The sequence below is a fragment of the Altibacter sp. HG106 genome, from assembly GCF_028561755.1.
Lineage (GTDB): Bacteria > Bacteroidota > Bacteroidia > Flavobacteriales > Flavobacteriaceae > DFVG01.
In genome coordinates this window covers 297,644-322,912 of the sequence record NZ_JAQQTD010000001.1, presented here as the reverse complement: position 1 = coordinate 322,912, position 25,269 = coordinate 297,644, and the positions used below count along the sequence as shown (strand labels likewise).

17 protein-coding genes are annotated in these 25,269 nt (G+C 44.4%); 4 read left to right on the top strand and 13 right to left on the bottom strand.

What is annotated here, in order from left to right:
* Window positions 1-29: 29 nt before the first annotated feature.
* From PO830_RS01570 to purL, 4 genes are all read right to left on the bottom strand, one after another.
* A complete protein-coding gene (locus PO830_RS01570) occupies window positions 30-2,429 on the bottom strand; it encodes a M14 family metallopeptidase (protein ID WP_272851776.1) in 2,400 nt (799 codons plus the stop codon).
* A 96-nt stretch (window positions 2,430-2,525) separates the two neighbouring features.
* Window positions 2,526-3,794 (bottom strand): glucose-1-phosphate adenylyltransferase, encoded by a 1,269-nt coding sequence (locus PO830_RS01565; RefSeq protein WP_272851775.1) that lies wholly within the window; start codon window positions 3,792-3,794, stop codon window positions 2,526-2,528.
* A 4-nt stretch (window positions 3,795-3,798) separates the two neighbouring features.
* Window positions 3,799-5,211, bottom strand: a complete 1,413-nt coding sequence (locus PO830_RS01560; RefSeq protein ID WP_272851774.1) for a glycogen synthase — start codon at window positions 5,209-5,211, stop codon at window positions 3,799-3,801.
* 87 nt (window positions 5,212-5,298) lie between these two features.
* Window positions 5,299-8,961: a phosphoribosylformylglycinamidine synthase gene (purL, locus tag PO830_RS01555; RefSeq protein WP_272851773.1), complete on the bottom strand. Its 3,663-nt coding sequence runs from the start codon at window positions 8,959-8,961 to the stop codon at window positions 5,299-5,301.
* A 266-nt stretch (window positions 8,962-9,227) separates the two neighbouring features.
* Between purL and PO830_RS01550 the strand changes: the two genes are divergently transcribed.
* A complete protein-coding gene (locus PO830_RS01550; protein ID WP_272851772.1) occupies window positions 9,228-11,060 on the top strand; it encodes a T9SS type A sorting domain-containing protein in 1,833 nt (610 codons plus the stop codon).
* A gap of 46 nt (window positions 11,061-11,106) precedes the next feature.
* Here PO830_RS01550 and PO830_RS01545 read toward each other — a convergent pair whose 3' ends face one another.
* A complete protein-coding gene (locus tag PO830_RS01545; RefSeq protein WP_272851771.1) occupies window positions 11,107-12,147 on the bottom strand; it encodes an endonuclease in 1,041 nt (346 codons plus the stop codon).
* Window positions 12,147-13,358, bottom strand: a complete 1,212-nt coding sequence (locus PO830_RS01540) for an RsmB/NOP family class I SAM-dependent RNA methyltransferase (protein WP_272851770.1) — start codon at window positions 13,356-13,358, stop codon at window positions 12,147-12,149. Before PO830_RS01540 ends, PO830_RS01545 begins: the two co-directional genes overlap by 1 nt.
* Before the next feature lie 69 nt (window positions 13,359-13,427).
* Here PO830_RS01540 and PO830_RS01535 point away from each other — a divergent pair, with 69 nt between their 5' ends.
* Entirely contained in the window at window positions 13,428-14,471 is a 1,044-nt protein-coding gene (locus tag PO830_RS01535) for a WD40/YVTN/BNR-like repeat-containing protein (RefSeq protein ID WP_272851769.1), read from the top strand.
* A 16-nt stretch (window positions 14,472-14,487) separates the two neighbouring features.
* On the opposite strand, the gene PO830_RS01530 is transcribed toward PO830_RS01535, so the two are convergent.
* The 5 genes from PO830_RS01530 to PO830_RS01510 all read right to left on the bottom strand — a co-directional run bounded on the left by PO830_RS01530 (window position 14,488) and on the right by PO830_RS01510 (window position 20,011).
* Window positions 14,488-14,928 carry a hypothetical protein gene (locus PO830_RS01530; protein ID WP_272851768.1) on the bottom strand — a complete coding sequence of 147 codons (441 nt, stop codon included), beginning with the start codon at window positions 14,926-14,928 and terminating at the stop codon, window positions 14,488-14,490.
* A 3-nt stretch (window positions 14,929-14,931) separates the two neighbouring features.
* A complete protein-coding gene (locus PO830_RS01525; protein WP_272851767.1) occupies window positions 14,932-15,435 on the bottom strand; it encodes a hypothetical protein in 504 nt (167 codons plus the stop codon).
* 18 nt (window positions 15,436-15,453) lie between these two features.
* On the bottom strand, window positions 15,454-16,008 hold the full coding sequence (locus tag PO830_RS01520) for an RNA polymerase sigma factor (RefSeq protein WP_272852013.1): 555 nt from the start codon (window positions 16,006-16,008) through the stop codon (window positions 15,454-15,456).
* Window positions 16,009-16,475: 467 nt separating this feature from the next.
* Entirely contained in the window at window positions 16,476-18,299 is a 1,824-nt protein-coding gene (locus PO830_RS01515; protein ID WP_272851766.1) for an ABC transporter ATP-binding protein, read from the bottom strand.
* A complete protein-coding gene (locus tag PO830_RS01510) occupies window positions 18,296-20,011 on the bottom strand; it encodes a phospho-sugar mutase (protein WP_272851765.1) in 1,716 nt (571 codons plus the stop codon). The genes PO830_RS01515 and PO830_RS01510 overlap by 4 nt, the downstream gene beginning before the upstream one ends.
* A 143-nt stretch (window positions 20,012-20,154) precedes the next feature.
* Here PO830_RS01510 and PO830_RS01505 point away from each other — a divergent pair, with 143 nt between their 5' ends.
* Complete coding sequence (locus PO830_RS01505; RefSeq protein ID WP_272851764.1) at window positions 20,155-21,105, top strand: hypothetical protein; 951 nt, start codon at window positions 20,155-20,157, stop codon at window positions 21,103-21,105.
* Window positions 21,106-21,141: 36 nt separating this feature from the next.
* Window positions 21,142-23,784, top strand: coding sequence for a T9SS type B sorting domain-containing protein (locus PO830_RS01500; protein WP_272851763.1), 2,643 nt, complete (start codon window positions 21,142-21,144; stop codon window positions 23,782-23,784).
* On the opposite strand, the gene PO830_RS01495 is transcribed toward PO830_RS01500, so the two are convergent.
* Window positions 23,768-24,721: a glycosyltransferase family 2 protein gene (locus PO830_RS01495; protein ID WP_272851762.1), complete on the bottom strand. Its 954-nt coding sequence runs from the start codon at window positions 24,719-24,721 to the stop codon at window positions 23,768-23,770. The genes PO830_RS01500 and PO830_RS01495 overlap by 17 nt on opposite strands.
* Window positions 24,722-24,724: 3 nt before the next feature.
* Complete coding sequence (locus PO830_RS01490) at window positions 24,725-25,255, bottom strand: DUF4199 domain-containing protein (RefSeq protein WP_272851761.1); 531 nt, start codon at window positions 25,253-25,255, stop codon at window positions 24,725-24,727.
* Window positions 25,256-25,269: the final 14 nt, after the last annotated feature.

The following is a 25,269-nucleotide window of genomic DNA, read 5'->3' as shown; positions in this document are numbered from 1 at the left end:
ATTTTGTCAGTTTGTTCATCTTCAGTTTTTTATTGCTTGACTAGCTTAAAGGACTGGCGGGTGGTTTCTGAAGAGATAACCGCCACATAAACCCCTTGCGAGAGCGCCGCGGTTGCAATCTCCGTACTGCCTGAAAGACCGTTGCGTTCTTGTACCAATTGTCCCTGAAGGGTATAAATAGCGATGTTGTAATCGGTTTGTGGTGTTACTATGTGTAGTAGATCATGTACCGGATTGGGATAAATGCTAAAGGCTGTGGCCGCTACTTCCGAAGCGCTTAAGATACTGTCCTCAACAAGGTTTACCGTGAGATCGTCAAAGTAAAATCCATCCCCTCGAACACCGCCATCTGAGCGTAACTGAAAACGGATCAGTACATTTTCTCCCAAATACTCACTCAAATCAATTTCCTCTAGAACCCACTCGTCTTGCGTACCATCGTACAGGGGTTCTCCGGTTGGCTGTGAACCGTTGTTGCTTCCGGGATTGGTAAATTTTCCGCATTGGGGAATCCAGGTGCTGCCATTATTGGTTGACACTTCTACTTGCACATAATCAAAATTATTCTCGATTTCCCATTTGGCATAAAACGTCACATTGGCACCGAGCGCATCCGTAAGATCGATGGGGTCGCTTAGGGCGATCGTCTCATTGGTATCATTCGGGTAATTTCCGGAAGGAGAATCGGTGATACTGCTGGGAGCCGACACAAATTCTGCCGTCGTTACGCCCCACCCGTTATTATCAAAGTTATCGCTAGTGCTATTTCCGGCATCTTCGAATATGGCAGAAAGTGCTCCGAATCGTTTTTCGATAAGCTGAGACGTTTCATAAGCACCATTCGCAACAATAAGTCGATAGCTTACAAGGTCATTACTTTGTGTGCCCGGGCTAAGCGTGTAGGAGATGGCGCCAGAATCTTCCTCAAGGATATCTAGAGCGTTGAAGGAAACAGGGCTCCCTACAGCGCTAATATTTCCAGAAACGGCTTCGATACGCACGGTGAAATCACCATCACCACTAAGGCCTAGTCGTTTGATGTCAAAACTAGCCGTAGCCGTAGGCTGATCTCCTGTGTATTGGGGTGCGGTATCATCGAGTTGCGCATAGTTGCCAGACACTCGGGCGGCTGTGAGATTCATATACATCATGTCTTTACAAATGCCTTCAATTTGGCTGCTGGGAGGCCAGAATGAAGGGCCAATTTCCGGAGTCATCGCAAAAATCTTATCGTGGGTTCCTACGGTTCCGTAGAAAAAATCATCGCTATCTCCGGCGGCAGGATATAATTCAGAAGATAAAATATTGGCAAACCCATTTTGAGAGACCATTTCAGCAGAAATTGCTTTAAAAATAGGATCATCTACGGTGGGTTGATTGCTGGTGTATCCATGAGGATACAACAACAAATCCCCAGAAGTATGCGCATTTAAATTCACCACGAAATTATGATTTTCAGCAAACCATTTCATGGCTTGATTTTCCACTTCAGAAAAAGGCGCCGTTCCTCGATAGGTTTCACTACTTGGATTCCCAGAAGAACCTTCACCACCCCACATCCCATTACTAGGATCTCCATCAATAAAATACTCGTAGTTTCGATTGTTGTCTACACCATTTCCGTTATTTCTGTTTTTTCTCCAAAAGCCCCCTCCTGAAGGGTTGGTTTTCTCGTTGTAGAGATACCCATCCGGATTGATTACAGGAACGAAATAAAGTTCGGTATTGTCGAGTAGCGCGGCGATTTCCGGATCACTATCATAATTCTCTAGGAGATACCACATGTAGAAAACGAGCTGTGAGAGCGAGGCAGGTTCTCTCGCGTGATGGATCGCCGTGTAGAGTACTTGGGGTTCTCCTTCGGAAGTAGAGGTAGGGTTGTCGCTAATTTTTACCCACTTAATACCGTTGCCACCAATAGGGGGTGTGGTCGAAGCATCCGGTTGTCCTTCTGTCAAAAAGGTGCTAATATTGGAGGATTCCGTTATTAAATTTGGGTATAGCGCGTGCATTTCATCCAACTCATCTAGTAATTCCTGATAGGTTAGATACCCACCCATGGAACCCAATTCAAAATTAGTTGGGGTGGCATAATCAATCGTTCCACCGCCAGTGCAGGTTGGGTTTTTGGAAGGGGGAAGATTCAGTCGGTTTTGGGCCAAGAAATGGGCTTTGGCATCTTCAATCAAGATGTCTACCTGAAAGCCTGCATTTCTGATTTTGGCTACTTCGGAAACGGAGAATTCCGAAATGAAAAAATGATTCTTTTTATGGATTCCGTGCTCCATAGGGACTCCTAAAGACGCTATAGCTATTAGATCTTGAGGGGTGTTGTAATGAATTTTCGCACGTTGATAGACTTCTTGTTCGAATTGTCCAAAAAGGAGGGTAGTCACCAAAAGCAGGCAGCTAAGCAATACTGATTTCATAGGGATATTTTTTAGTTCCTTCGTATGTTACAAAAGCGGGGGAGTTTTTCCGAAGGATTACAAAACTACCACTTATCCCTTACAATTCAAAGCTAGTTAAATGCTGGTACCATCAGGAATGACCGCTCCATTCTTGATGACGACGATCCCTTCTTTGATCACATACGACTTGGTTTCCTGTTCTCCCTTGTCATGGGTGCCGATAATGGAAACGTTATTTCCCACACGCGCATTTTTATCGATGATGCAGTTTTCGATGTGGCAGTGGTCGCCCACTCCCATTTTTGGGATCCCCTTGGCTTCACAGTCCGCCAGGCTTTTTTGATTTTCAAAACGATTATTCCCCATTACGTACGAGCGCTTGATCACGGTTTGTTTGCCTATTCGAGAGCGAACGCCAATGATCGCATCTTCAATCCGCGCGGCTTCAATGATACTTCCTTCAGCGATTAGTGAGTGCTCTGTTTGGGTACCCGACATTTTGGTAGGCGGCAGCACCCTTGGGCGCGTGTAAATTGAATTTTTATTGTCGAACAGGTTAAATTGAGGGACCGTTCGGGTGAGGTCAAGGTTGGCTTCAAAGAAATAATCAATGTTTCCTATATCTGTCCAGTAGCCTGTGTACTCATAACTCAATACTTTATTTTCTTTAACGCACTTCGGAATGATCGCCTTTCCGAAGTCATCTGCATCCGAAGCATCCAATACATCAATCAGGAGCTGTTTGTTGAAGAGATAGATTCCCATGGAGGCTAAGTAATGACGATCTTGCTGCTTCATTTCCTCGCTTACTTCCGAAGTCCACTCCGGCAATAGCGAGTTATCTGGTTTTTCAATAAATTTTTCGATCCATTGTTTGTCATTTGCCTTTAGAATTCCAAACGAAGTGGCTGCCTTTTCGTCTACGGGAAGGGTAGCAATGCTCAGTTCGGCCCCGCTAGCTTCGTGCGCTTGGATCATTTTGTTGAAGTCCATATGATAGAGTTGATCTCCAGAGAGGATCAGTATGTACTCGGACTCGTAGTTTTTAAAATGGTGCAGACTTTGACGTACAGCATCGGCCGTTCCTTGGAACCATCCCTTATTCTCGGGGGTTTGTTCTGCTGCGAGCACATCTACAAAGGCATGACTAAAATAACTGAATTGATAGGTGTGTTTGATATGTTTGTTAAGCGAAGCTGAATTGAACTGGGTGAGCACGAACATCCGTTTGATATCAGAATTGAGGCAGTTAGAGATGGGGATATCCACCAGTCGATATTTTCCCGCAATAGGTACCGCGGGTTTTGACCGAGTTGCCGTTAATGGATAAAGTCTACTTCCTTGTCCGCCCCCTAAGATAATTGAGATTGCTTTGGTGTTCATTGCGTTATGATTTAATTAATTTCTGATATTCTGATGCATATAGTTTTGCGGAATGTTCCCAACTGTAATCCAACTTCATCATGGCGCGTTGTTTTTTTCGGAACGCTTCCTTTTGCTGATAAAACAAAACCGCGCGTTCGATCGCTTCAGAAATTTGATTACTTGTTGTTTCTTCATGGGTAATGCCTAACCCGTCTTGAGCTATATCGATTACCGTGTCTTTTAAGCCTCCTGTTTTCCGAACGATGGGCATACACCCATACCGAAAGGAATACAACTGATTTAAGCCACAAGGTTCCACGCGACTGGGCATAAGCAAAAAATCGGCCGCTGCATATACATCATGGCTCATGGATTCTTTATACCCAATATAGGCACCTACATTCTTTTTATACCAATCGCTTAGTTGTTCAAACTTTTTTTCTAAGGCAGGATCTCCCGAACCTAATAGGATAACATTGATATCGAGGGTGTTTAAGGCAACTTCTAAAGCCGAAACCAGTTCGTCGGCTCCTTTTTCCCAAACCAAGCGCCCTATAAAACCGAATAAGGGCAGGGAAGGCGACAGGCCATAGGTGTCACACAATTTTTCCTTATTTGCCCGTCTGCCTGTTACAAAATTGGTGGGTCCATAGTTGGTTTCCAGGAAGGGATCGGTCTGCGGATTCCAGGTTTCGGCATCAATTCCATTGAGAATACCGATACACTTTTGTGCTTCATGGGCCAACAGGCTTTCGAGCCCGTTGGCATGTTGCTGTAGTTCTTTCATGTAGCTGGGAGATACGGTGGTAACGCGCCAGGCCGTTTTAATAGCCGTTGCTAGCGGATTGATCATTCCGTCCCAATCTAGGAGTCCGACTTGCGAATCGGGGAATTCAGGGAGCCACCCACCGTATTCATGGGGAAATTGCCCTTGATATTGCGCATTGTGAATGGACAATAAGGTTGGAATCACTTTAAACTCCGAAAATTCCGGGCACTGTGTCATCATAAAGGGAACGAGTCCGGTGTGATGGTCGTGTACATGAATGATGTCAGGCAGCGTTTTTTGAGTTTTTAAAAACTGAAGTCCTACTCGTTGAAAGGCGATAAATCGTTTTGGATCGTCTTCGTAGCCATAAATGGCGTCACGGTTGGTGAGTCCTTCCACGGAAACGAGAAACAAAGGGAAGCCCAGCGCTTCTTCGGTTACTTCATACACGGAGCAGGGGTAGGAACCGTCTGCGAGCGATACGGTGTTCTCATATCGCAACTCGCGTTCTTTTTTGCTGACGTCAATGTGCGCGTAAAAAGGAAGGAATACAGCGGCGTTATGACCAATCTGATTGAGATATTTGGGAAGGGCTCCAACTACATCACCCAAGCCTCCCGCTTTTGCAAATGGATAGCATTCAGCAGAAAAGTGAACAATTTTCATATTCCTAAAGATAGTGTTTTTAGGAATTATGCAATTACACCATTCGAAATTTTACGCTATGATAATTTAGAATGTGACAATTTCAAGCTATTTCTTCTCTAGCCATTCTCGTGCATTTACAAACGCCTGTAGCCATGGAGACACCTTATCGTTGCGATCGGAAGGATAATGGGCCCAATTCCAAGGGAAGGTGGAGCGCTCTAAGTGGGGCATGATCACCAAATGCCGACCGGTATCGTCACAAAGAGCTGCCGTATTAAAGTCACTTCCATTGGGGTTCGCAGGAAGTTTGTCGTATCCGTATTTCCCCACAATATTGTATCGATCTTCCGCATATGGAAACTCAAATTTTCCTTCCCCGTGCGCCGCCCAGATTCCCAAGGTGCTCCCGGCGAGGTTACCAAGCATCACAGAAGGGTTTTCGGCAATGGTTACCGAGGTAAACGAACACTCAAACTTTTGGGTGTCGTTATGCAGCATTTTTGGTTTTTCTTCGTGGTTGGGGTTGATTAATCCTAGTGCTACAAATAACTGACATCCGTTACAGACCCCTAAGGACAAGGTATCATCTCGATCGAAGAAGTCGTTCAACGCCTTATTAGCGCGCTCGTTGTACTTGATGGCTCCGGCCCAGCCTTTGGCACTGCCCAATACATCACTATTGGAGAAGCCCCCTACAGCAGCGATAAACTGTATGTCTTTTAAGTCTTCCCGACCTTCAATAAGATCGGTCATGTGCACATCTTTTACGTCGAATCCTGCGAGATACATCGCCTGTGCCATTTCGCGTTCGCTGTTGCTTCCTTTTTCACGCAGGATAGCACCTTTTATCCGCTTGCCTGCTTCGGGTACTTGTGGTAAGGCACCCGTGAAGTGCTTCGGAAACTGATAGGTAAGCGGTTGGTTTTTATAATTTGTAAAACGCTCCAGGGCTTTTTCCTTTCCGCTCTGATGCTGGTCTAACAAATAGGAAGTTCGATACCATACATCACGTGTTTCGGCAATATCAAATGAGATTTTTTCAGAAGCAAATGAAAGCTCCAGTGTGCCGGTAGTAGTTACAGAACCCAATTTGTGGAAGGCAATGTCCTGTTCCGAAAGAAAAGCGGTGAGCGCATCATCTTCCATCGCCTGAACGACGACCCCACAATTTTCAGCAAATAAAACCGAGGTAAAGTCACTCCCAAGTGCTGAAAGGTCCAGCGAAGCTCCTAAATTCGTATCGGCAAAACACAGTTCCAGTAAGGTGGTTACAAGTCCGCCAGAAGCAATATCATGACCGGCCGCAAGAGCTTCTTTCTTGACCAGTGATTGTATGGCATTGAACACCTTCTTCACATACGCAGCATTATGCACGGTGGGCACTTCTTTACCCACACGATTCTTTAATTGTCCGAAGGAAGAGCCACCCAGTTTTCGAGAGTCTTGTGACCAATCGATAAAGAACAAACTGCCTTTCTCTTTTTGAAGTACCGGTTCCACTACTTTGGTGATATCGCTGCAGTGTCCCACAGAGGATATAATGACCGTACCCGGCGCAATCACTTCACCGTCTTTGTATTTTTGCTTCATGGACAAAGAGTCTTTTCCGGTAGGAATATTAATACCCAGATCGATAGCGAACTCACTGATTCCTTTCACCGCTTGATACAGACGGGCGTCTTCTCCCTCATTATTACAGGGCCACATCCAGTTGGCCGAGAGGGAAACGCCGGAAAGTCCTTTGTCTAAGGGTGCCCAAACCAAATTAGTGAGTGCTTCCGTCACCGAATTTCGAGAACCTGCCACCGGATCTACTAAAGCACTAATGGGAGAGTGACCAATGGAAGTGGCGACTCCGTTCTTTCCTTGGTAGTCTAATGCCATAACGCCACAGTTGTTCAAAGGAAGCTGTAAGGGGCCAACACATTGTTGTGCGGCCACGCGCCCTGTCACACATCGGTCTACTTTATTGGTAAGCCAATCTTTACAACCTACCGCCTCGAGTTGTAACAGTTGATGCACGTCTTTTTTGATATCTTCGGAAGTCGCTGTAATTTCTTTATAGGACGCCGCTACAGAACGATCGTTCATGATGGTTTTAGGAGAGCTTCCAAACATATCTTCCAGTTGAAAGTCCATGGGCTTAGCTCCTGTGAGAGAACTTTCAAAACGAAAGCGATGATCTCCCGTGACCGTTCCTACGCAATACAAAGGAGAGCGCTCTCGTTTCGCAACGCGCTCCAGGATTTCCATATCTTTTTGCCCGATTACGAGTCCCATACGCTCTTGCGATTCATTTCCGATCAATTCTTTGGCGGAAAGCGTTGGATCTCCCACGGGTAATTTATCTAAGTCGATGTTGCCACCCGTTTCTTCAACCAGTTCACTCAAACAGTTCAAGTGGCCTCCAGCACCGTGATCATGGATAGAGACAATGGGATTTTGTTCATTTTCTACCATGCCACGAATGGCGTTGGCAGCTCGTTTTTGCATTTCAGGATTAGAACGTTGAATGGCGTTTAGCTCGATACCGCTTTCAAATTCACCTGTATCGGCACTGGAAACCGCGGCGCCTCCCATCCCAATTCGATAGTTTTCACCTCCCAACAACACCACTTGATCTCCGGTTTCGGGAATATCTTTTAACGCTTGCGATGCCTTTCCGTAGCCGATACCTCCGGCCAGCATAATAACTTTATCAAAACCAAGTCTGCGGGCATCTTCTTCGTGTTCGAAGGTAAGTACTGAACCTGCGATGAGTGGTTGCCCGAACTTGTTCCCAAAATCGGACGCACCGTTGCTTGCTTTAATGAGGATATCCAGAGGTGTTTGATAGAGCCAATCGCGTTCGGGCATGGCTTTTTCCCACGGCCGGTTTTCCTCCAAACGCGAATACGACGTCATATACACGGCAGTTCCTGCCAGGGGCAGTGAGCCTTTTCCACCGGCCAGACGATCTCTAATTTCTCCACCACTCCCGGTAGCTGCTCCATTGAAAGGTTCTACCGTAGTGGGAAAGTTATGGGTTTCCGCTTTAAGCGAAATGACGCTATCGAAAGGTGTGTTTTGGTAGAAGTCGGGTACATCGGGTCGTTTGGGAGCAAATTGCAGGGCTTTGGGGCCTTTGACAAACGCCACGTTGTCTTTATAGGCCGAGACGATATCATTTGGGTTAGCTTCCGAAGTCTTTTTGATCAATTGAAAGAGGGAGCTATCCATTTCCGTTCCATCGATGACGAATGTGCCATTAAAGATTTTATGGCGACAGTGTTCACTGTTCACTTGACTAAAGCCAAAGACCTCGCTGTCGGTAAGTTTTCGATTTAATTTTTTTGAGAGGGCTTCCAAATAGGAAATCTCGTCTTCACTCAATGCCAATCCCTCTTGTTGGTTGTAGGATGCGATGTCATCAATTTCCAGGATGGCCGCGGGGTCGATGTCGATGGTAAAAATAGTTTGATCGAGTCCGTTGTATTTTTGCTGTAGCATGGGGTCGTACTCGGTGTAGGATTCAGTTACCTTCTGAAACGTTTCAATTCTCGATACACCATTTATTTGCATGTTTTGAGTAATCTCAACGGCATTGGTACTCCAAGGGGTGATCATGGTTTTTCGGGGACCTACAAAAAAATCCGCGAGTGCGGATCGTGATAGCAAGGGTTGGTTTCCGAATAACCATTCTAATTTCTGAATAGTGTTTGTATCGAGTTCTTTTGATGTTTGAACGGCGAAAACCTGGGCGTGTTCATCCCCAAAAAAATAGATCATGGTCTTTTGTTTTAAGAAAATAATAGCATCCTAAACGATGCGATCAACAGCATCGCAAAGATACCTTTTTTTGATGGATTTTACCGTTACAGAATGAAGCGCAAAGTCGGAAGGAAAAACCCTATTAAAAAACTAGGTTTTTAGTTACGTAATTTTTAGGTATCTTCGAGACCAATTCAATGATTTGTAGTAATTTGAATGTTTTTTAGCAATCGCCTAACCAAGTGTTTATTAATTAATTAAAACATTCACTAAATTTTAATTTTATGAAAAAAACCTACGTTTTCGCTTCGGCTTTCATGCTTTTTGCTTCCGTAGCGATCTCTCAATCTTCTTTTCCACCGGCTGAAATTATTCAGGGAGAGTTTTTGGGAGAAACCATTCCATTGAGAGAGATGGAAACCATTACACCGATCGCGAACACAGACGATGTTCCAATTATTCCGAATAACATGCGCAATGCATCGCGAAATAATCCGAATGCACTACCGCAAGGCCCAGATCCGTTAAAGCAGACGGCTAAACAATTTAGAGCTGGAAATCTTATCGAGAACTTTGATGGAATTGACATTGCTCAAGGACAAGCAAGACCACCAGACCCATCAGGTGCGGTAGGTCCTAACCATTATGTTCATGGAGTAAACCTTGCGGTAGAAGTCTATGATAAATCTGGGAATAGCCTGGTAGGCCCCGTGCCGCTTTCTAGTTTTATTGGAGGAGGCGTCAATAATGGAGATCCCATCATGATGTACGACCAGCTTGCTGATCGTTGGTTTGTGAGTCAGTTTCGCATCGCTGATAACGCGCTTATTATAGCCGTTTCTACAACACCAGACCCTACCGACACGTTTAATATGTATTCGTTTCCTTTAGATGCCTTTCCGGATTATCCCCACTATTCGGTATGGCCAGATGCGTACTACCTAACGGCCAATAAGTTTTCCGGAAATGTGATGTATGCATTAGATCGTCAGGCACTCATTGACGGTGATGCGTCTCCAACCATTATTGGTTTTAACCTACCCGGCGTGATTCGTAACCCGAACACGGTATTTAGCCCGGAGCCTGCTAACTTACTGGGAACTGATTTCCCAACAGATGTTCCTGGGTATATCGTGTACCTTCAGGACGACAGCTGGTCTGGAGCTATTACTTTTGACCACGTTAAAATTTGGGAAATCGATATCGATTTTGACACTCCCGCAAATTCCACTATTTCGGCACCAGAGTTAATTCCTCTTACGCCCTTCGAAAGTGTTTTCTTCCCCTTCGGAAGTGGTGATGTTCGACAGCCCGGTACCTCTCAGCGTATTGACAATATCGGAGGAGTAATTTCGTATATGGCGAATTATCGCAGCTTTCCAACTCATAACTCCTTTCTGTTCAACTTTAATGTGGATTTAGGAGCAAATGTTTCAGGAATTCGTTGGGTAGAACTTCGCAATGTAGGAAACGGACCTTTTACCGTTTTTCAAGAAGGAACCTATGATCTGGCCGACGGAGAAAACCGATTTATGGGAAGTATGGCCATGGATGAGGATGGAGATATCGGACTTGCCTTCAATGTGGGTAGCGAAAACACCGAAGTTGGAATTCGCTTTACCGGACGCTTAGCAGACGACCCATTAGGGCAGATGACAGTAACGGAAACGACCATTCAAGATGGGCAAGGAGTTCAAACGGTGAGCAACCGATTTGGAGATTATGCGCAACTTACCATGGATCCCAACGGAACCACTTTTTGGCATACGGCAGAATACTTTAGAGATAATAACGATTGGAGAACCAGAATCGCTGCCTTCGAGATCGATGAATCTTTTGGTTTGGAAGATGTTGTGGATGCAACCACCAGCACTTTAGAAGTATTCCCAAGTGTCACCGGAACTCATGAGATTTCGCTAATAAGCACACAGGAGTTTGCTGAAATGAATTTTGAAGTATTAGATATTCAAGCAAAGCGTGTGGCAAATGGAGCGTTAACGACGTCCGATACCGGATTTAAAGGAACCTTTAATAGCGGGAATTTAGCTGCCGGAGTGTATATTGTTCGTGTAAGTAACGGATCTTTTGAACTGAGCAAGAAAGTTATTATTCAATAATTTCTTTCCTTATATAAAAAAAGCCCGCATTCGTTGCGGGCTTTTTTTATTCTATCAGAAGTCGTTTGGTGATTTCTCCGTCCTTGGAGTTGATTCGCAACAAATAGATTCCGGAGGGCATACCAGCGCTTGAAATGGGTTGCTGTGGTGTTGAATTTTGAGTGGATACAACACGACCGAGCATATCGTAAATGGTTATCTCAAAGGCTTCGGAAGAATTAGAGGTTACCCAGAACGTATCGGTGGCTGGATTAGGGTAAAGCGTCACTGAAGTTTGCCATTCTTGCGAAGGGGTGTTAAATAAGTCCCAGCGATCTTCAGCCATGGGGCCTCCCCAAATGATGGTTGCGAGGGCCGGGTTGTCGATAAATGGATTTCGATTTCCATATACTGTTTCTAGATAGGGGTTGCGTTGGTCTTCAAAATCGCTTACCGGATCTTCTGCATTCCATTCCAGATAAATCTGAAGCATATCGGTACTTCCCTGTGTCGCGCCCACGCCGTTTAAGGAGGGCAGACAACGATCGCCGTAGCGCGTATACATATACATCATCATTCGAGCGACGTCTCCTTTCCATTCGTCTCCGGGATACCAGTTACCACCACTCACGACACCAGCGTTTCCGGAACCGTCAGCGATCTTACGATTTCCCTTATCGTTGTTCATTTGTTGGTCGGAGGGTCGTAAATTATGAGGATCAGCCCCGATACCTGTGGTACCGTTATTGACGCTCCCCATGTCGGGATTGGCGTTCCCTCGGGCAAACACGTGTTCTCTATTGTATTCACAGGGAAGTCCGCCGAAATCATCTTTATCCCGACTGCGGTCGGTGGTGCAATTTCCATCAGCATCGTTGTATCCATAGATCAACAATACATTATTGCTGTTATTAGGGTCTTCATCCGAAACTTTCACACTGTCCCGAATATCGCCATAGGTAAAGGTCGAGCTGGCATCATCAATTTTCTGTTGTAGTTCAAAGTACAGGTCCTGACCTGTTAAGCTGAGGTCTACATCGTCGTAATAGGGTTGTTGTGCAAAAGCAATGGCACAAAATAATAAGGGGAGTAATCGTAAATAGTTCATCAATCTTCTTTTTGGAGTAATGCCATGTAGAATCCATCGAAACCGGAAACGCTTGGCAAAATAATATCTTCTTTTGTTACGGTAAACTTGGCACCTTCTTCTTTTTGAAGAAAAGCGGCTACCTGCTTTTGATTTTCGGAGGGAAGGATGGAACAGGTAGCGTATACCAGTTGCCCTCCTTTTTTCACCATAGTAGCATAGGAGGTAAGCAATTCGGCTTGTGTTTTTCTGATCGCATCCAAAAACTCAGGCTGAAGTTTCCATTTGGTATCGGGATTCCGTTTTAAGACTCCCAAGCCCGAACACGGTGCATCGATCAATACTTTATCGGCACTCTCTTTTAGTTTTTTGATCACTTTCGTAGAATCAATAATCCGCGTTTCTATGTTGTGCGCGCCGTTTCGTTTCGCTCTTCTTTTGAGTTCTTTCAATTTGTGATCGTAGATATCTAATGCAATTACTTGTCCTTTGTTTTCCATTAGGGCAGCGATGTGTAAGCTTTTGCCTCCGGCACCCGCGCAGGCGTCGATCACACGCATTCCCGGTGCGGGGTCTAAGAATTGTGCGACCCTTTGTGAGGAGGCATCCTGTACTTCAAACCATCCTTTTTTGAAAGCTTCCGTAACAAACACGTTCTGACGTTCTTTGAGTCGGAGGGCATGAGGAAGTCCTTTGATCGCTTCGGTATCAATCTCTTCCTCTTGCAAGGAACGCTGTAAGGAATCCTTATCTGTTGCCAACGTATTGACACGAAGCACGACATCTGCCAATTGATTTAAGGCTGCCAATTCCTTTTCCCATTGAACGCCAAGTTCTGCAAGCCCCACCTCATCCAGCCAATCGGGGATCGATTCCCTAATTTTACGAATGTCTTTATAGCTGTCGAAGCGCCCTTTGATGCGTCGCGTTGGTGTGCCTTCAAACTGTGGCCAATCGGGTAGTTTGATACCGTTCAAGGTGGCCCAAACGGTAAATAATCGAAATAAATTTTCGCGGTCAAAAGGCTCTTTTACCTCGGCAATTTCGGCGTAGAGACGTTTCCAGCGTACAATGTCGTACGTCGTTTCAGCAATAAAACTTCGATCTCTTGAACCCCAGCGTTTGTCGCGCTTCAGGGTATTCCGTAGCACTTTATCTGCTTGCTTTTCCTTATTGAAAATCAAGTGAAGGGAGTCTACTGTGGCAAAGACCAAGTTTCGATGTAATCTCATTGCAATTTTATCAGGCTGCAAAGGTATCACTTCTATGATTTGTTTTCCTTACTTTTGGCAAAAAAAGCGATGCGCATACTCTTCGGAATCTTCATGGTAATGGGTTGTTTTTCTTGTGTGAAAAAAGGACCGAATTTTACACAGGTAGCGATCCAATCGGTGTATGAAGATAGCGTAAGTGTGCGGGCGATCGCGCCCTTGGACGTGAATCGAGTTTGGTTTGCCGCGAACAAAGGCCGTGTGGGACTGATCGATAACGGCACTCCGAAACTTGCGACCATTAAGTACCAAGATTCCCTGTTGGCGTTTCGGTCGATAGCCGTAACCGCTAAGCATGTTTTTGTACTCAGTATTGAAAACCCCGCCGTGCTGTATAAAATTGATTTTGATGGCGCTGAAGCCACCTATATCTCGGCGGTATATGAAGAAGAAGGCCCCAAGGTGTTTTACGATGCCATGGCGTTTTGGAATGATTCCGAAGGCATTGCGATGGGCGACCCCACCGATGGATGTCTTTCTATCTTGATCACACGAGATGGTGGGAATACGTGGCAGAAAACCGACTGTAGCACGTTACCCCCTACCGTGCAGGGAGAAACGGCTTTTGCAGCCAGCAATACCAATATTGCTATTGTAGGCGATCATACCTGGATTGCTACCGGCGGTGCCAAAGCACGCGTTTTTTACAGTCCGAATAAAGGAATAGACTGGTCCGTTTATAATACTCCCATGTTGCAAGGTGGAGCAATGACCGGGATTTACAGTATTGATTTTTGGGATGAGCAGCACGGAATCATCGTGGGCGGCGACTGGGGGAATAAAACCTTTGCAGAAGGAAACAAAGCGATTACCAGCGACGGAGGGAAGACGTGGAAGTTGGTCAGTAATGGCGAAGGTCCGGGATATCGAAGTTGTGTGCAATTCGTGCCGGGTACCAAAGGGAAGGGGATTGTTTCCGTAGGAACTCCCGGAATCTCTTACACTGCCGATGGCGGAAATAGCTGGACCCAACTCTCAAAAGAACCGTTTTACGCAATTCGATTTGTCAATGACAGTATTGCGTTCGCTTCCGGAGCCCAGCGAGTTTCAAAACTTATTTTTAAGGAGGAGTAAGTTCGAACCCTATTTTTTATGGGCGTTGACCACGCTTCCGCTTGCGAAACTCTTCCAATAACTTCCGCTTAAAATCTTCTTCTGCCTTAGTAAGTTTGATAATCTTTTTCGATGATATGACACCGCGAAGATTCTTTATAAGAGCCTGCCGATAGGTGAGTTCTTGCGCCTTAAGTTCCATGCTTCTCGCAATAAGCGCGTCTGCCTCAGTATCGCTTAGATTGTCTACGCCAGAACGAAGTTTATGATAGATTTCACTGCGCTCTTTCTTTCGTACCGCATCCATCTTTTGGTCGTATTCGTTGTAAATGGGCCAAAATTTTTCGGCCTCTTGCGAACTGAGATCCAATTGATTTGTGATCATGGCCGTCTTCAATGCTTTGATCTTTTCGCGACCCCGTTCTTGCGCGGAGAGCGACACGGTAAAAACCAGAAATAGATAAAAAAATGCTTTCATAGCTTACTCGTTTATAAGGGTATTTGGTTCTATGTGGTCTAATAAATAGCTTTCAATGTGTTCTTCGGAAACATGTGAGGCATCCCATTCTACATCTTCCCAGGTTTCTGTATTCGTCAAGGCGGTAATATCTTCGGTATCCCAGGACACGTAGCCTTCCTCTAAATACTGGGCTATGCTTGAAAATTCAATGGAATCTACCGCTGTAACAGACGAATTGTTAATAGACCAGAAGGCAAGAACACCAATAAGGACAGCCGCCACCGCAGCATATCGTGTCCAGTTTTGTTGGAAGTGCAGGCGAACCACGCTAGTCCGTTTCTTGGGAAACGCGTTGGTATATACACGCTCTTCCAGCGCTTCAAAATATCCTTCCGGTGTGACAAATCCGGCGTCGCAGGGAAAATGTTCTTCAGAAACTCGAGTTGCCAAGCGCTCCTCTAAGGATTCAAAATAGCCATCGGGGACTGAAAAACCGGGGGTGGTATGTTGCGATTCCTTTTTCATAATGGTTAGACACTTTTTTTAATGGAAGGTTTCATGCGCTTTAATGTACGTTTCAATTTTCTTGACGGCAAGGTGATAACTACTTTTTAGTCCGCCCACCGACGTCTCTAATATTTCTGAAAGTTCCTCATACGTTTGGGAGCCAAAGTATTTCATCTTGAAAATGAGTTGCTGCTTTTCTGGCAATGTGGCTATGGCCTTCTGTAATAACAATTGAGCCGCGTCTCCTTCAAAATATACATCGCTTTCCAATTGCGCGATAGCCTGTTGTTGTACTTCTTCCACCGATACTTGATGCTTTCGTGCTCGCTTCTTTATAAAACTTAGGGATTCGTTGGTAGCGATTCGATACATCCAGGTGTACAATTGACTGTCGCCTTTGAACCCATCAATATTCTTAAAGACCTTGATAAAAGTATTTTGAAGCACATCATCGGCGTCTTCGTGATTTAGAACAATGCTCCTAATATGCCAATACAGACGTTTCGAATAGGTGCGAACCAACTCCCGAAAGGCTGATTCCCTTCTGGTGTCTGATTGAAGCGCATCAATGAGTTCTTGTTCTATCAGCACACGTTCCATATATAAAGGTAAGACTCCTAAAATCTTTAAAGGTTTAACGACTTCTGAAATAGGCCTGTTCTTCAACAGATAATCGATAAAACGTAAATAAAATCGATAAAAGACACATAAAGCTATAATTGTAGGAAAATATTTACTACATTTGAAATATACTTCTTATGTATATGTTCCATTTATAGCCCCAACTGTAATAGGAACGCTTTAAAAACGGGCTTTCGCGGGGGCGAGCCCGTTTTTCTTTTTCCTCTTTTTACGTAAGAGAGTAGAACGTGTTGTAAGAATTATCGGCCAAAAACATCGATGAAATGCATAAAAAACGGTTAAAAAACCAAAAAGTTTTTGATTTTTGAAAAATCCATTTATATTTGTTTTCAACTTATGTGAACAATTGGTCTAGTAGAGCCCCAAATCGAAAGACCAAAAACCTAAAGAAGAGCGGAGCCCCAACCGCTCTTTTTTTATGCGAGCGATTGCATTTCCACCAAACTGAAATACACTCCTTTTTTATCTAGTAATTCCTGATGTCTTCCTTGCTCTACAATTTTGCCGCGTGACAGTACTACGATGTTATCAGCATTTTGAATAGTGGAAAGGCGGTGCGCGATTACAACTGAAGTTCGATTTTTCATCATTTTTTCCAAGGCATCTTGAACCAGGCGTTCGCTTTCGGTATCTAAGGCCGAAGTGGCTTCATCTAAGATCATAATGGGGGGATTCTTCAGGACGGCTCGTGCAATGCTAAGTCGTTGCTTTTGCCCACCACTTAACTTGTTACCACTATCACCAATATTGGTATGTATCCCTTCCGGAAGTTGCGAAACGAACTCCCAGGCATTCGCCACTTTAAGGGCATCGATTATTTCCTCATCGGACGCTGTGGTGTTGGCCACGCGTAAGTTTCCGGCCACGGTATCGTTAAACAAGATCGAATCCTGAGTAACCAGCCCAAGTAGGTTTCGAAGGGAGCGTTGCGTCATATCCGTAATCGCCACTCCGTCAATTGTGATACTACCTTTATTAACATCATAAAATCGCGTGATAAGATTGGCCAAGGTACTCTTTCCGCTTCCACTTTGCCCAACGAGAGCCACGGTGCTGCCTTTGGGGACATTGAGGGAAAAGTCTTCCAGCACCCATTCTTTATCATACTTAAATGAGATGTTATTGACCGTAATGGCTTGTGTGAAATCTGATTTCTCCACCGCATCAGGAGCATCTTTTATGGCCGATTCGGTTTCTAAGATGCTAAGTATCCGTTCGGCAGCGGCATTTCCTTTCTTAATGCTATAACTAGCCTTACTGATAGATTTTGCGGGGGTTAGAATTTGATAGGCCAATGCCATATACACCAAAAATAATTCGGCATTCAAGGTTTCATCCACCAATACCATGCGTCCTCCATACCAAAGCAATACCGCAATGGTAATGATGCCCAGAAACTCGCTGGTGGGCGACGCCAGATTTTGACGATTTAAGAGGGTGTTCGCATACTTGAAAAGGCGATGGGTAGAGGTCTGAAATTTTTTATAGAACAACCCTTCCGCATTAAACCCCTTAATAATTTTGAGTCCGCCTAAGGTCTCTTCCAAAAGTGAAAGAAAATAGCCTTGTTCGCTTTGGACCCGATCGGATTTGCTTTTTAGACTTTTTCCGATGGCTGAAATAATAAATCCTGAAATCGGAATAAAGATGAATACGAACAACGTAAGCTTGGCACTAATAAACAACATGGCAACGATCGCAAAGAGGATGGTAAGTGGATCGCGAACAATAAGTTCCAAAATCGATAAAAAGGAGTGTTGGATCTCGAGTACGTCATTCGTGATGCGGGCAATGGTATCTCCTTTTCGTTTTTCAGAATAGTACGATACAGGGAGGTCTACTGTTTTTTTATAGAGTTCATTTCGAAGATCTTTTAAGACTCCATTCCGAAGAAAGGTAATAAAAAACATGGCTAAATACCCAAAGACATTCTTTAGGAAGAACATGGTGATGACCAAGAGAATCATAAAGATCAATACATCATCGGTACCTTGGTTGGCCATCTGGGTAACGTAGTAATTGAGGTAATCTTCGGTATAATCTTTAAGATCGGTAATGCCCGTCCATTGTGGTTCGGTCTCCAAACGCTTTGTTTTGTCGAATAAAACCGTGAGCATGGGGAATAGCGAGATCATCGCTAAGGTTCCGAACAGAGCGTAAAAAATGTTAGATATGATATTTAACCAAGCATAACCACTATACGGCTTGGCAAATCGAATAATCTTCTTAAAGTACTTCACGAAAGGTTCAGGTGTTTTTTAATGCGGTCAATTTTGTCTTGAAGTGAGGCGGAATTGGAAGGAGCGTCTCCGGAATTCACACTCATATAAAATTTAATTTTTGGTTCAGTACCGCTAGGGCGTGCTGCGATTTTACTGCCATCCTCCGTCACGTAAATGAGCACATTGGAGTTAGGGATGTCCAGCGCTTCTTTTTCTCCCGTGTTTACGTAGGTCACCGTGCCATTCGCATAATCTTCCATGCGCGTCACCTTACTTCCGGCAATTTCAGTAAATGGATTTTCGCGTAACGCTTTCATCATGTCAGCAATTTCTTCGCTTCCTTTTTTACCCTTTTTGACCAAAGACACTAAATGCTCCTGATAATACCCATAGTTCTCATAGAGTTCTTGAAGGTATTCGTACAGGCTACTTCCCGCTGCTTTCTTCTGAGCTGCTATTTCGCACGCCAGTAAGGTTGCTGTTACGGCATCTTTGTCACGAACAAAATCGCCTACCATATAGCCGAAACTTTCTTCGCCGCCTCCAATAAATTCCAGCTCGGGGTGGTCTTTTACCATTTTTGCAATCCATTTGAAACCGGTGAGTCCTTCCATATAGATCACGCCATAATCATCTGCTAGACGTCTCATCATGGGGGTCGATACTATGGTGGAAGCAATAAACTGTTGTCCGTTTAATTTCCCAGCATTTTTCCATTGTTCCAGTAAAAAATGTGTTTTAACGACCATGGCTTGATTTCCGTTGAGGAGTGCTAAGGCACCCTCCTCATTCCGTACGGCAATTCCAAGTCGGTCGCAGTCGGGATCGGTTCCTATTACAATATCGGCACCCGTACGTTCAGCAATTTCCAGCGCCATGGAAAGAGCTTCCGGTTCTTCGGGATTTGGAGAGGCTACCGTTGGAAAATCTCCATTAGGTAGCGCCTGTTCTTCCACCACGTCTACATTCGTATACCCCGCTTGCTTCAATACTTTCGGGACCATGGTGATGGAAGTTCCGTGCAGGGAGGTAAAGACGATCTTTAAATTTTTCTTTGCTTCGGAAGAAGTGCCAAAAGACCCATGCTTTACGGAAGCCTCCGCAAAGGCGTCATCTACTTCCGTATCGATCGTCGAAATAAGGGATGGATTGGCCTCAAATTGTATATCGGTGTAGGAAAGCTCGTTAATAATCTTAATAATCTCACCATCCTGGGGTGGCACTAATTGTCCCCCGTCCTTCCAATACACTTTATATCCGTTGTACTCGGGCGGGTTGTGAGAAGCCGTCAACACGATGCCACACTGACAGCCCAAATGCCGCACAGCGAAGGAAAGTTCGGGAGTAGGCCGGAGGTCTGAAAACAAATAGACCCGAATTCCATTTGCCGAAAATACTTCAGCAACCGTACGCGCCAAGCTTTTACTATTGTGTCTACAATCGTAAGCGATGGCAACTTTAATAGTCTCGGTTGGAAATTGCGCCTTGAGATACTGTGAGAGTCCCTGCGTATTTTTTCCGAGCGTATATTTATTAATTCGGTTGTCACCAACGCCCATAATACCGCGCATCCCACCGGTTCCGAAGGCCAAATTCTTATAGAAAGAATCTTCAAGCCCTTCAGGATCGTGAGCGATCATTTCTTTAATTTCATGCTGGGTTTGGTCATCAAAAAATGGAGTGAGCCATCGATTGACACGTTCTAAGAGTTTTGGATCTATATATCTCATAATGTACCGAACTAAAGGGCAAAGGTACGGAAACCCAAACGCATAAAAAATACGGTTATGGTGCTTCGGTTAATTTTAGTAACATTTTATCGGAACTGACGATTCTCTTGAAATTGTTATGTAAACTGAAGAAAATTTAGGCTATGAGATACTTTTTCTTCCTTTTTGTATCGTTGGTTGCCCTCGCAAGTTGTTCCGAAGATGAAAAAGTTTCTACCCTAGTCTTGGCAGAAACTACCCATGGAGCTTTTATTCGAACCATCGAATTTCAGAATAGCGTTTTTATCACAGAAGACTTCTCTCAGCCGTTTCGTGTGTTGATCGAAGAACAGGACGAAGCTTTTGGTGGTTTACTCGAACGGGTTGAATTGTTTGTCCAATTTATTGATAATACACCGGAAGATGGCAACGCAAGCATCGGAGAAGTTGCCTTCAGAACCTTACTGCCAGTTGACTTCTACGAAGGGCCGTTTGAAATGCCCCGTCATGTACTGGAAATTCCCATTTTAGAGCTTACTGAAGCCCTAGGAATGGAAATCTCGCGGTTAGGTGTAAGCGATCAATTTGAAGTCCGACTCGAAGTTTTCTTGACTAACGGAAAAAGTTTTTCAGTGGGTAAAGGTTCTAATTGTATTGTGGCTTATGATACATTTTACAGCTCGCCCTACAGTTACACCATAAATATCGTTGAGCGAATTCCGGAAGATCTGTTTACAGGGGTTTATCGGTATGAATCGGTCGTGGACGGTCCTTTTGGCCCTACCTTTGGAGATCCTCATTTGGTGACGATATCTAGCGGAGCGTCTTCCAATGTTCGCGAAATACGGTTTGAAGACCTAACTGGAAGTTTAGCCGTTGATCAAGTACGGTTGCATCGGTTCACTATCGTTGGAAATAGTGCGGTATTCAGAAAAAATCAACTCAAGCGACTGTCACGGAACTGCGGAGAAGATGGGCAGCCAGTGATGCTGATTCCAGATGAACAGCCTGGTATTGCCAACGTATTAGACGATGCTGTGTTTGAATTGAGATTTCAAGAATTACCGAATGGAGGCGTACCCTCACCTGCGAGAATACGATTTTCCAAACAATAATAAAACTAAAAAAAATGGTATCTTTCTTTCATTGCTATGATGATCAGTAAAAAGAACCTCATATTTCTTGTATTTGGATTATTTCCGTTGTTGAGTTTTGGACAGCGGGAAGCGGCGAATTGGTACTTCGGAAACAACGCCGGACTTACCTTTAATTCGGGGAGACCGGAGGTTTTGCTCGACGGGCAACTATCTACTATTGAAGGTTGCGAATCCATATCGGATGCAGACGGAAACCTGTTGTTCTATCTTGACGGAAATTTCGTATGGAATCGACGCCATGAGATTATGCCTAATGGTTCCGACCTTTTAGGTAGTTTTTCCTCTACGCAGGCCGCTGTTGTCGTACCACATCCTACGCAAGACAACCTTTATTTTATTTTCACGGCGGATGCTGCAAATAATTACGAAGGTGGGGGCAGTGGTAGTGGCTTTAATTATTCTGTAGTCAACATGAATTTAGATGGCGGCTTTGGCGATGTCACCGAAATAAATACAAACCTATTACCCACCGGATCCGAGAAGGTCACCGCGGTATTCAATAGCGAGTCGGATGTCACATGGGTAATCACCCACTATTTGGATGCGATATATGCGTACAAAGTCGATGCTACAGGAATCGACCGCACTCCAGTAAAGACGATAATCGGTCCGGTAATTTCAGACCCAAAAAACACCCGAGGAGGTATCAAAGCGGCGCCTGATGGTTCTAAAATTGCCATTGCACATCTACAATTCTATCCTGAAAAATCTGGGAGCTTATATGTATACGATTTTGACGAAACCACCGGAAGAGTATCTAATCAGGTATTGGTGGGAACCGAATTGTTATACTACGGTATCGAATTTTCCCCTGATAGCAATTTACTGTACTCAAGCGGGCGATTTCAAGATCCTGATACGGGACTCAGTACCGATGCTGTGATCAATCAATACGATCTTTCGGTGCCGGATATTGGTTCCAGTAGATTTACCATTGGCCGCATTGAGAATTTTATACCTACCGATTTAGGAGGTAGTCTACAGCTCGCTATTGACGGAAAAATTTACTACTCCTTTCCCAATACCAAGCTTTCTGTAATTCGAACTCCTGAACTTAGAGGCTTGGATGCAGATTTTCGTCCGTTTTCAGTCGATTTGGGAGATCGATTTGCCATATATGGACTACCGCCTTTTATCCAGTCTTTTTTTGAAAGTATTGTTGACATTGAAAATTTCTGCTTCGGTGATGCCACCGAATTCACAATCGATACCGATGACCCCATTAATTCTATTTTTTGGAATTTTGGAGATCCGGGAAGCGGGGCTCAAAATACGTCAACCGATTTGGAACCGACTCATATTTTTTCGGCGCCTGGGGTGTATACGGTAACGCTGGAAGTCGATTTTGTAGATCGGGCGAATAAAACCTTTATTGAATTTGTCGAGATCAGTGCCATTCCTGAAGTAAACGAAGATGTTACATTGGTGCAATGTGATATCGATGGGGTAGAAGATCTTAGGACGCGTTTCAATTTAACCGAGGTGAGTGAAGATTTAATCGTAACAGAGGGCGATTTTACGATCAATTTTTTCGAAACCGAAACCGACGCTTTGAATAATGTCAATAGACTAGACCCTATTGGTTATCAAAATACAGCGAGTCCGCAGACCTTATGGGTGCGTGTTTTTGAAAATGCCGATTGTTTCACATTAACAACGATCACTTTAGAAGTAGAACCCATGGCCAACGCGGGAGACATTACTATTGCCGCCTGTAATAAGAGTGAGAATCCCATTGAAGTAGAAATACCCTTGTCTGAATTTGATGTGGTTTTGGAAGCAATCTATCCCGATGCCAATATCAGTTATTTCGACAATCAAGAGGACGCCTTGCTCGAATTAAATCCCTTTGTGGAAATTTATGAGGAGAGTCCGTTTTTTCCAACCGAGCTGTATTATCGAATAGAAAACGGAAATGATTGTGCATTCATTGGCCATATTATCGTAGAAGTTTTTACGAGTCCAAAACTCGATCCACAAGAAGTGATTCTTTGCGAGAATCAGGAGGAAATCAGTATCTCTCCGGGAGCTGGCTTTTTCAGTTATGAATGGGCCAATGGAGCCACGACAGAATCCATCACAGTAACGGAAGCAGGAGCGTATGAAGTTACGGTCTTTAACGGGTTGGATTGTAGTGATACTACCACCATTACCGTAACAAGTGGCAGCTTACCCGAAGACTTTTCGGTTACTATAGATGACTTTCAGACCAACAATAAAATTATATTCAATGCCCCTTCAGACGCAGGGCTGCGATTTTCTATAGACGGCGGTATTAGTTTGCAACCGCGCACGCGCTATGAAAACCTGTCTCCCGGTGTGTATGAACTTCAGGTTTGGGAGTCGTTGTGCCTGCTCTATGAAGAGGTGGTTTTAGTGGGAGGAGCCCCACGATATTTTACGCCGAACAATGATGGATATCACGATGTGTGGCAAATTACCGGAGGCGCACGAGAGCCGGGCGCGCGAGTTTTTATTTTCGATCGCTACGGAAAGTTGCTTACGCAAATGAGTGTGCAAGATTCAGGGTGGGATGGTACCTTTAACGGGCAACCTCTGCCTTCTAGCGATTACTGGTATCGATTGGTGTTAGCCGATGGAAGAGAGGTGCGCGGACATTTTACGCTAAAACGTTGACCCGTTCTTTGATGGTGTAGCGTTTGGTGTCACGCTGCGACTTCAGCAGCAATTCTCCTAAAAATCCGGCTACGAAAAACTGACTTCCCAAGATCATGGCGGTTAAGGCCAGATAAAATTGAGGGCGTTCTGTGATGAGGCGACCTGTTGGATTGATAAATAATTTATCGATTCCTAAGTAGAGGGCAAAACAAAAACCAACAAATAACATGATAGCGCCCCAGGCGCCAAAGAGGTGCATGGGTCGTTTTCCGAAGCGCGACAAAAAAGAAATGGTAATGAGGTCTAGAAACCCTCGTATAAATCGTTCGGCACCGAATTTTGTAGTTCCATATTTTCGCGCCTGATGTTGTACCACCTTTTCACCTATTCTTGAAAACCCGGCATTTTTCGCCAGCACCGGAATATAGCGATGCATTTCACCGGTCACTTCAATATTCTTAACCACTTCGTTACGGTAGGCTTTGAGGCCGCAATTAAAATCGTGTAATTTGACCTTGGAAGTGCGGCGTGCCGCGAAATTGAAAAGCTTAGAGGGTAAATTTTTCCCTAAGAATGGGTCGTACCGCTTTTTTTTCCAACCGGAAACCAGATCATACCCTTCAGAAATTATCATGTTATAAAGCTCCGGAATCTCTTCCGGATTGTCTTGCAGATCGGCATCCATGGTAATCACTACCTCGCCTTGCGCTAGTTTGAAGCCGGCATGCAACGCTTGCGACTTTCCGAAGTTTTTCAAAAATCGAATACCACGAACTTCCGGGTGTTCTGAAGCGAGCCTTTCGATGAGCTTCCAGGACTGATCGGTACTCCCATCGTCTATAAAAATCAACTCATATAAAAAACCATTGGATTGCATCACAGACGCAATCCAATGGTGTAGTTCGTTGAGCGATTCTTCTTCGTTAAGAAGTGGAATGACGACGGATAAATTCATAGATTAGGCGTGTTCTGGCCTGTTCTGTTTCATTACGAGTCCGCCAATCAGCGAAATAATAAATCCTAAAAACAAACTGAAAATAATGCCAATCGCAGTCATGATTACCGGGCTCATCATTTTTTCAGTAAAGCCCATAGCCATGTCCATTTGCTCTTGCGTCATTTCGGGGTTTTGTTCAATCATCTGCTCTTTGGTATAATCCAGAGTTTGCGCAATGAGATCGGGCTCAATAAATGTCATAAAAACATAATTGTAGATCACGACAATGATGGCTGAAACTAATGAAATTGCCAGACCTACCTTTAACGCCTCTCCCAGAGACATGAACCCGCCATTATCTTTTTTAAAGGTTTTGAGACCGTAGATAATGATCAAGATCATGATGACGATTCCGAGGGTAGAAACCCACCAGGGTCGTTCTATATGAACACCCAGTACATAAGCGATTACCGATAAGACAATCGAAAGTAAGGCCAAGACAAGCCCGTAGCTCATGGCTACTTTTTTTACAGATCCTTTGGTTTGTTCCATGTGCTGAAATTTTT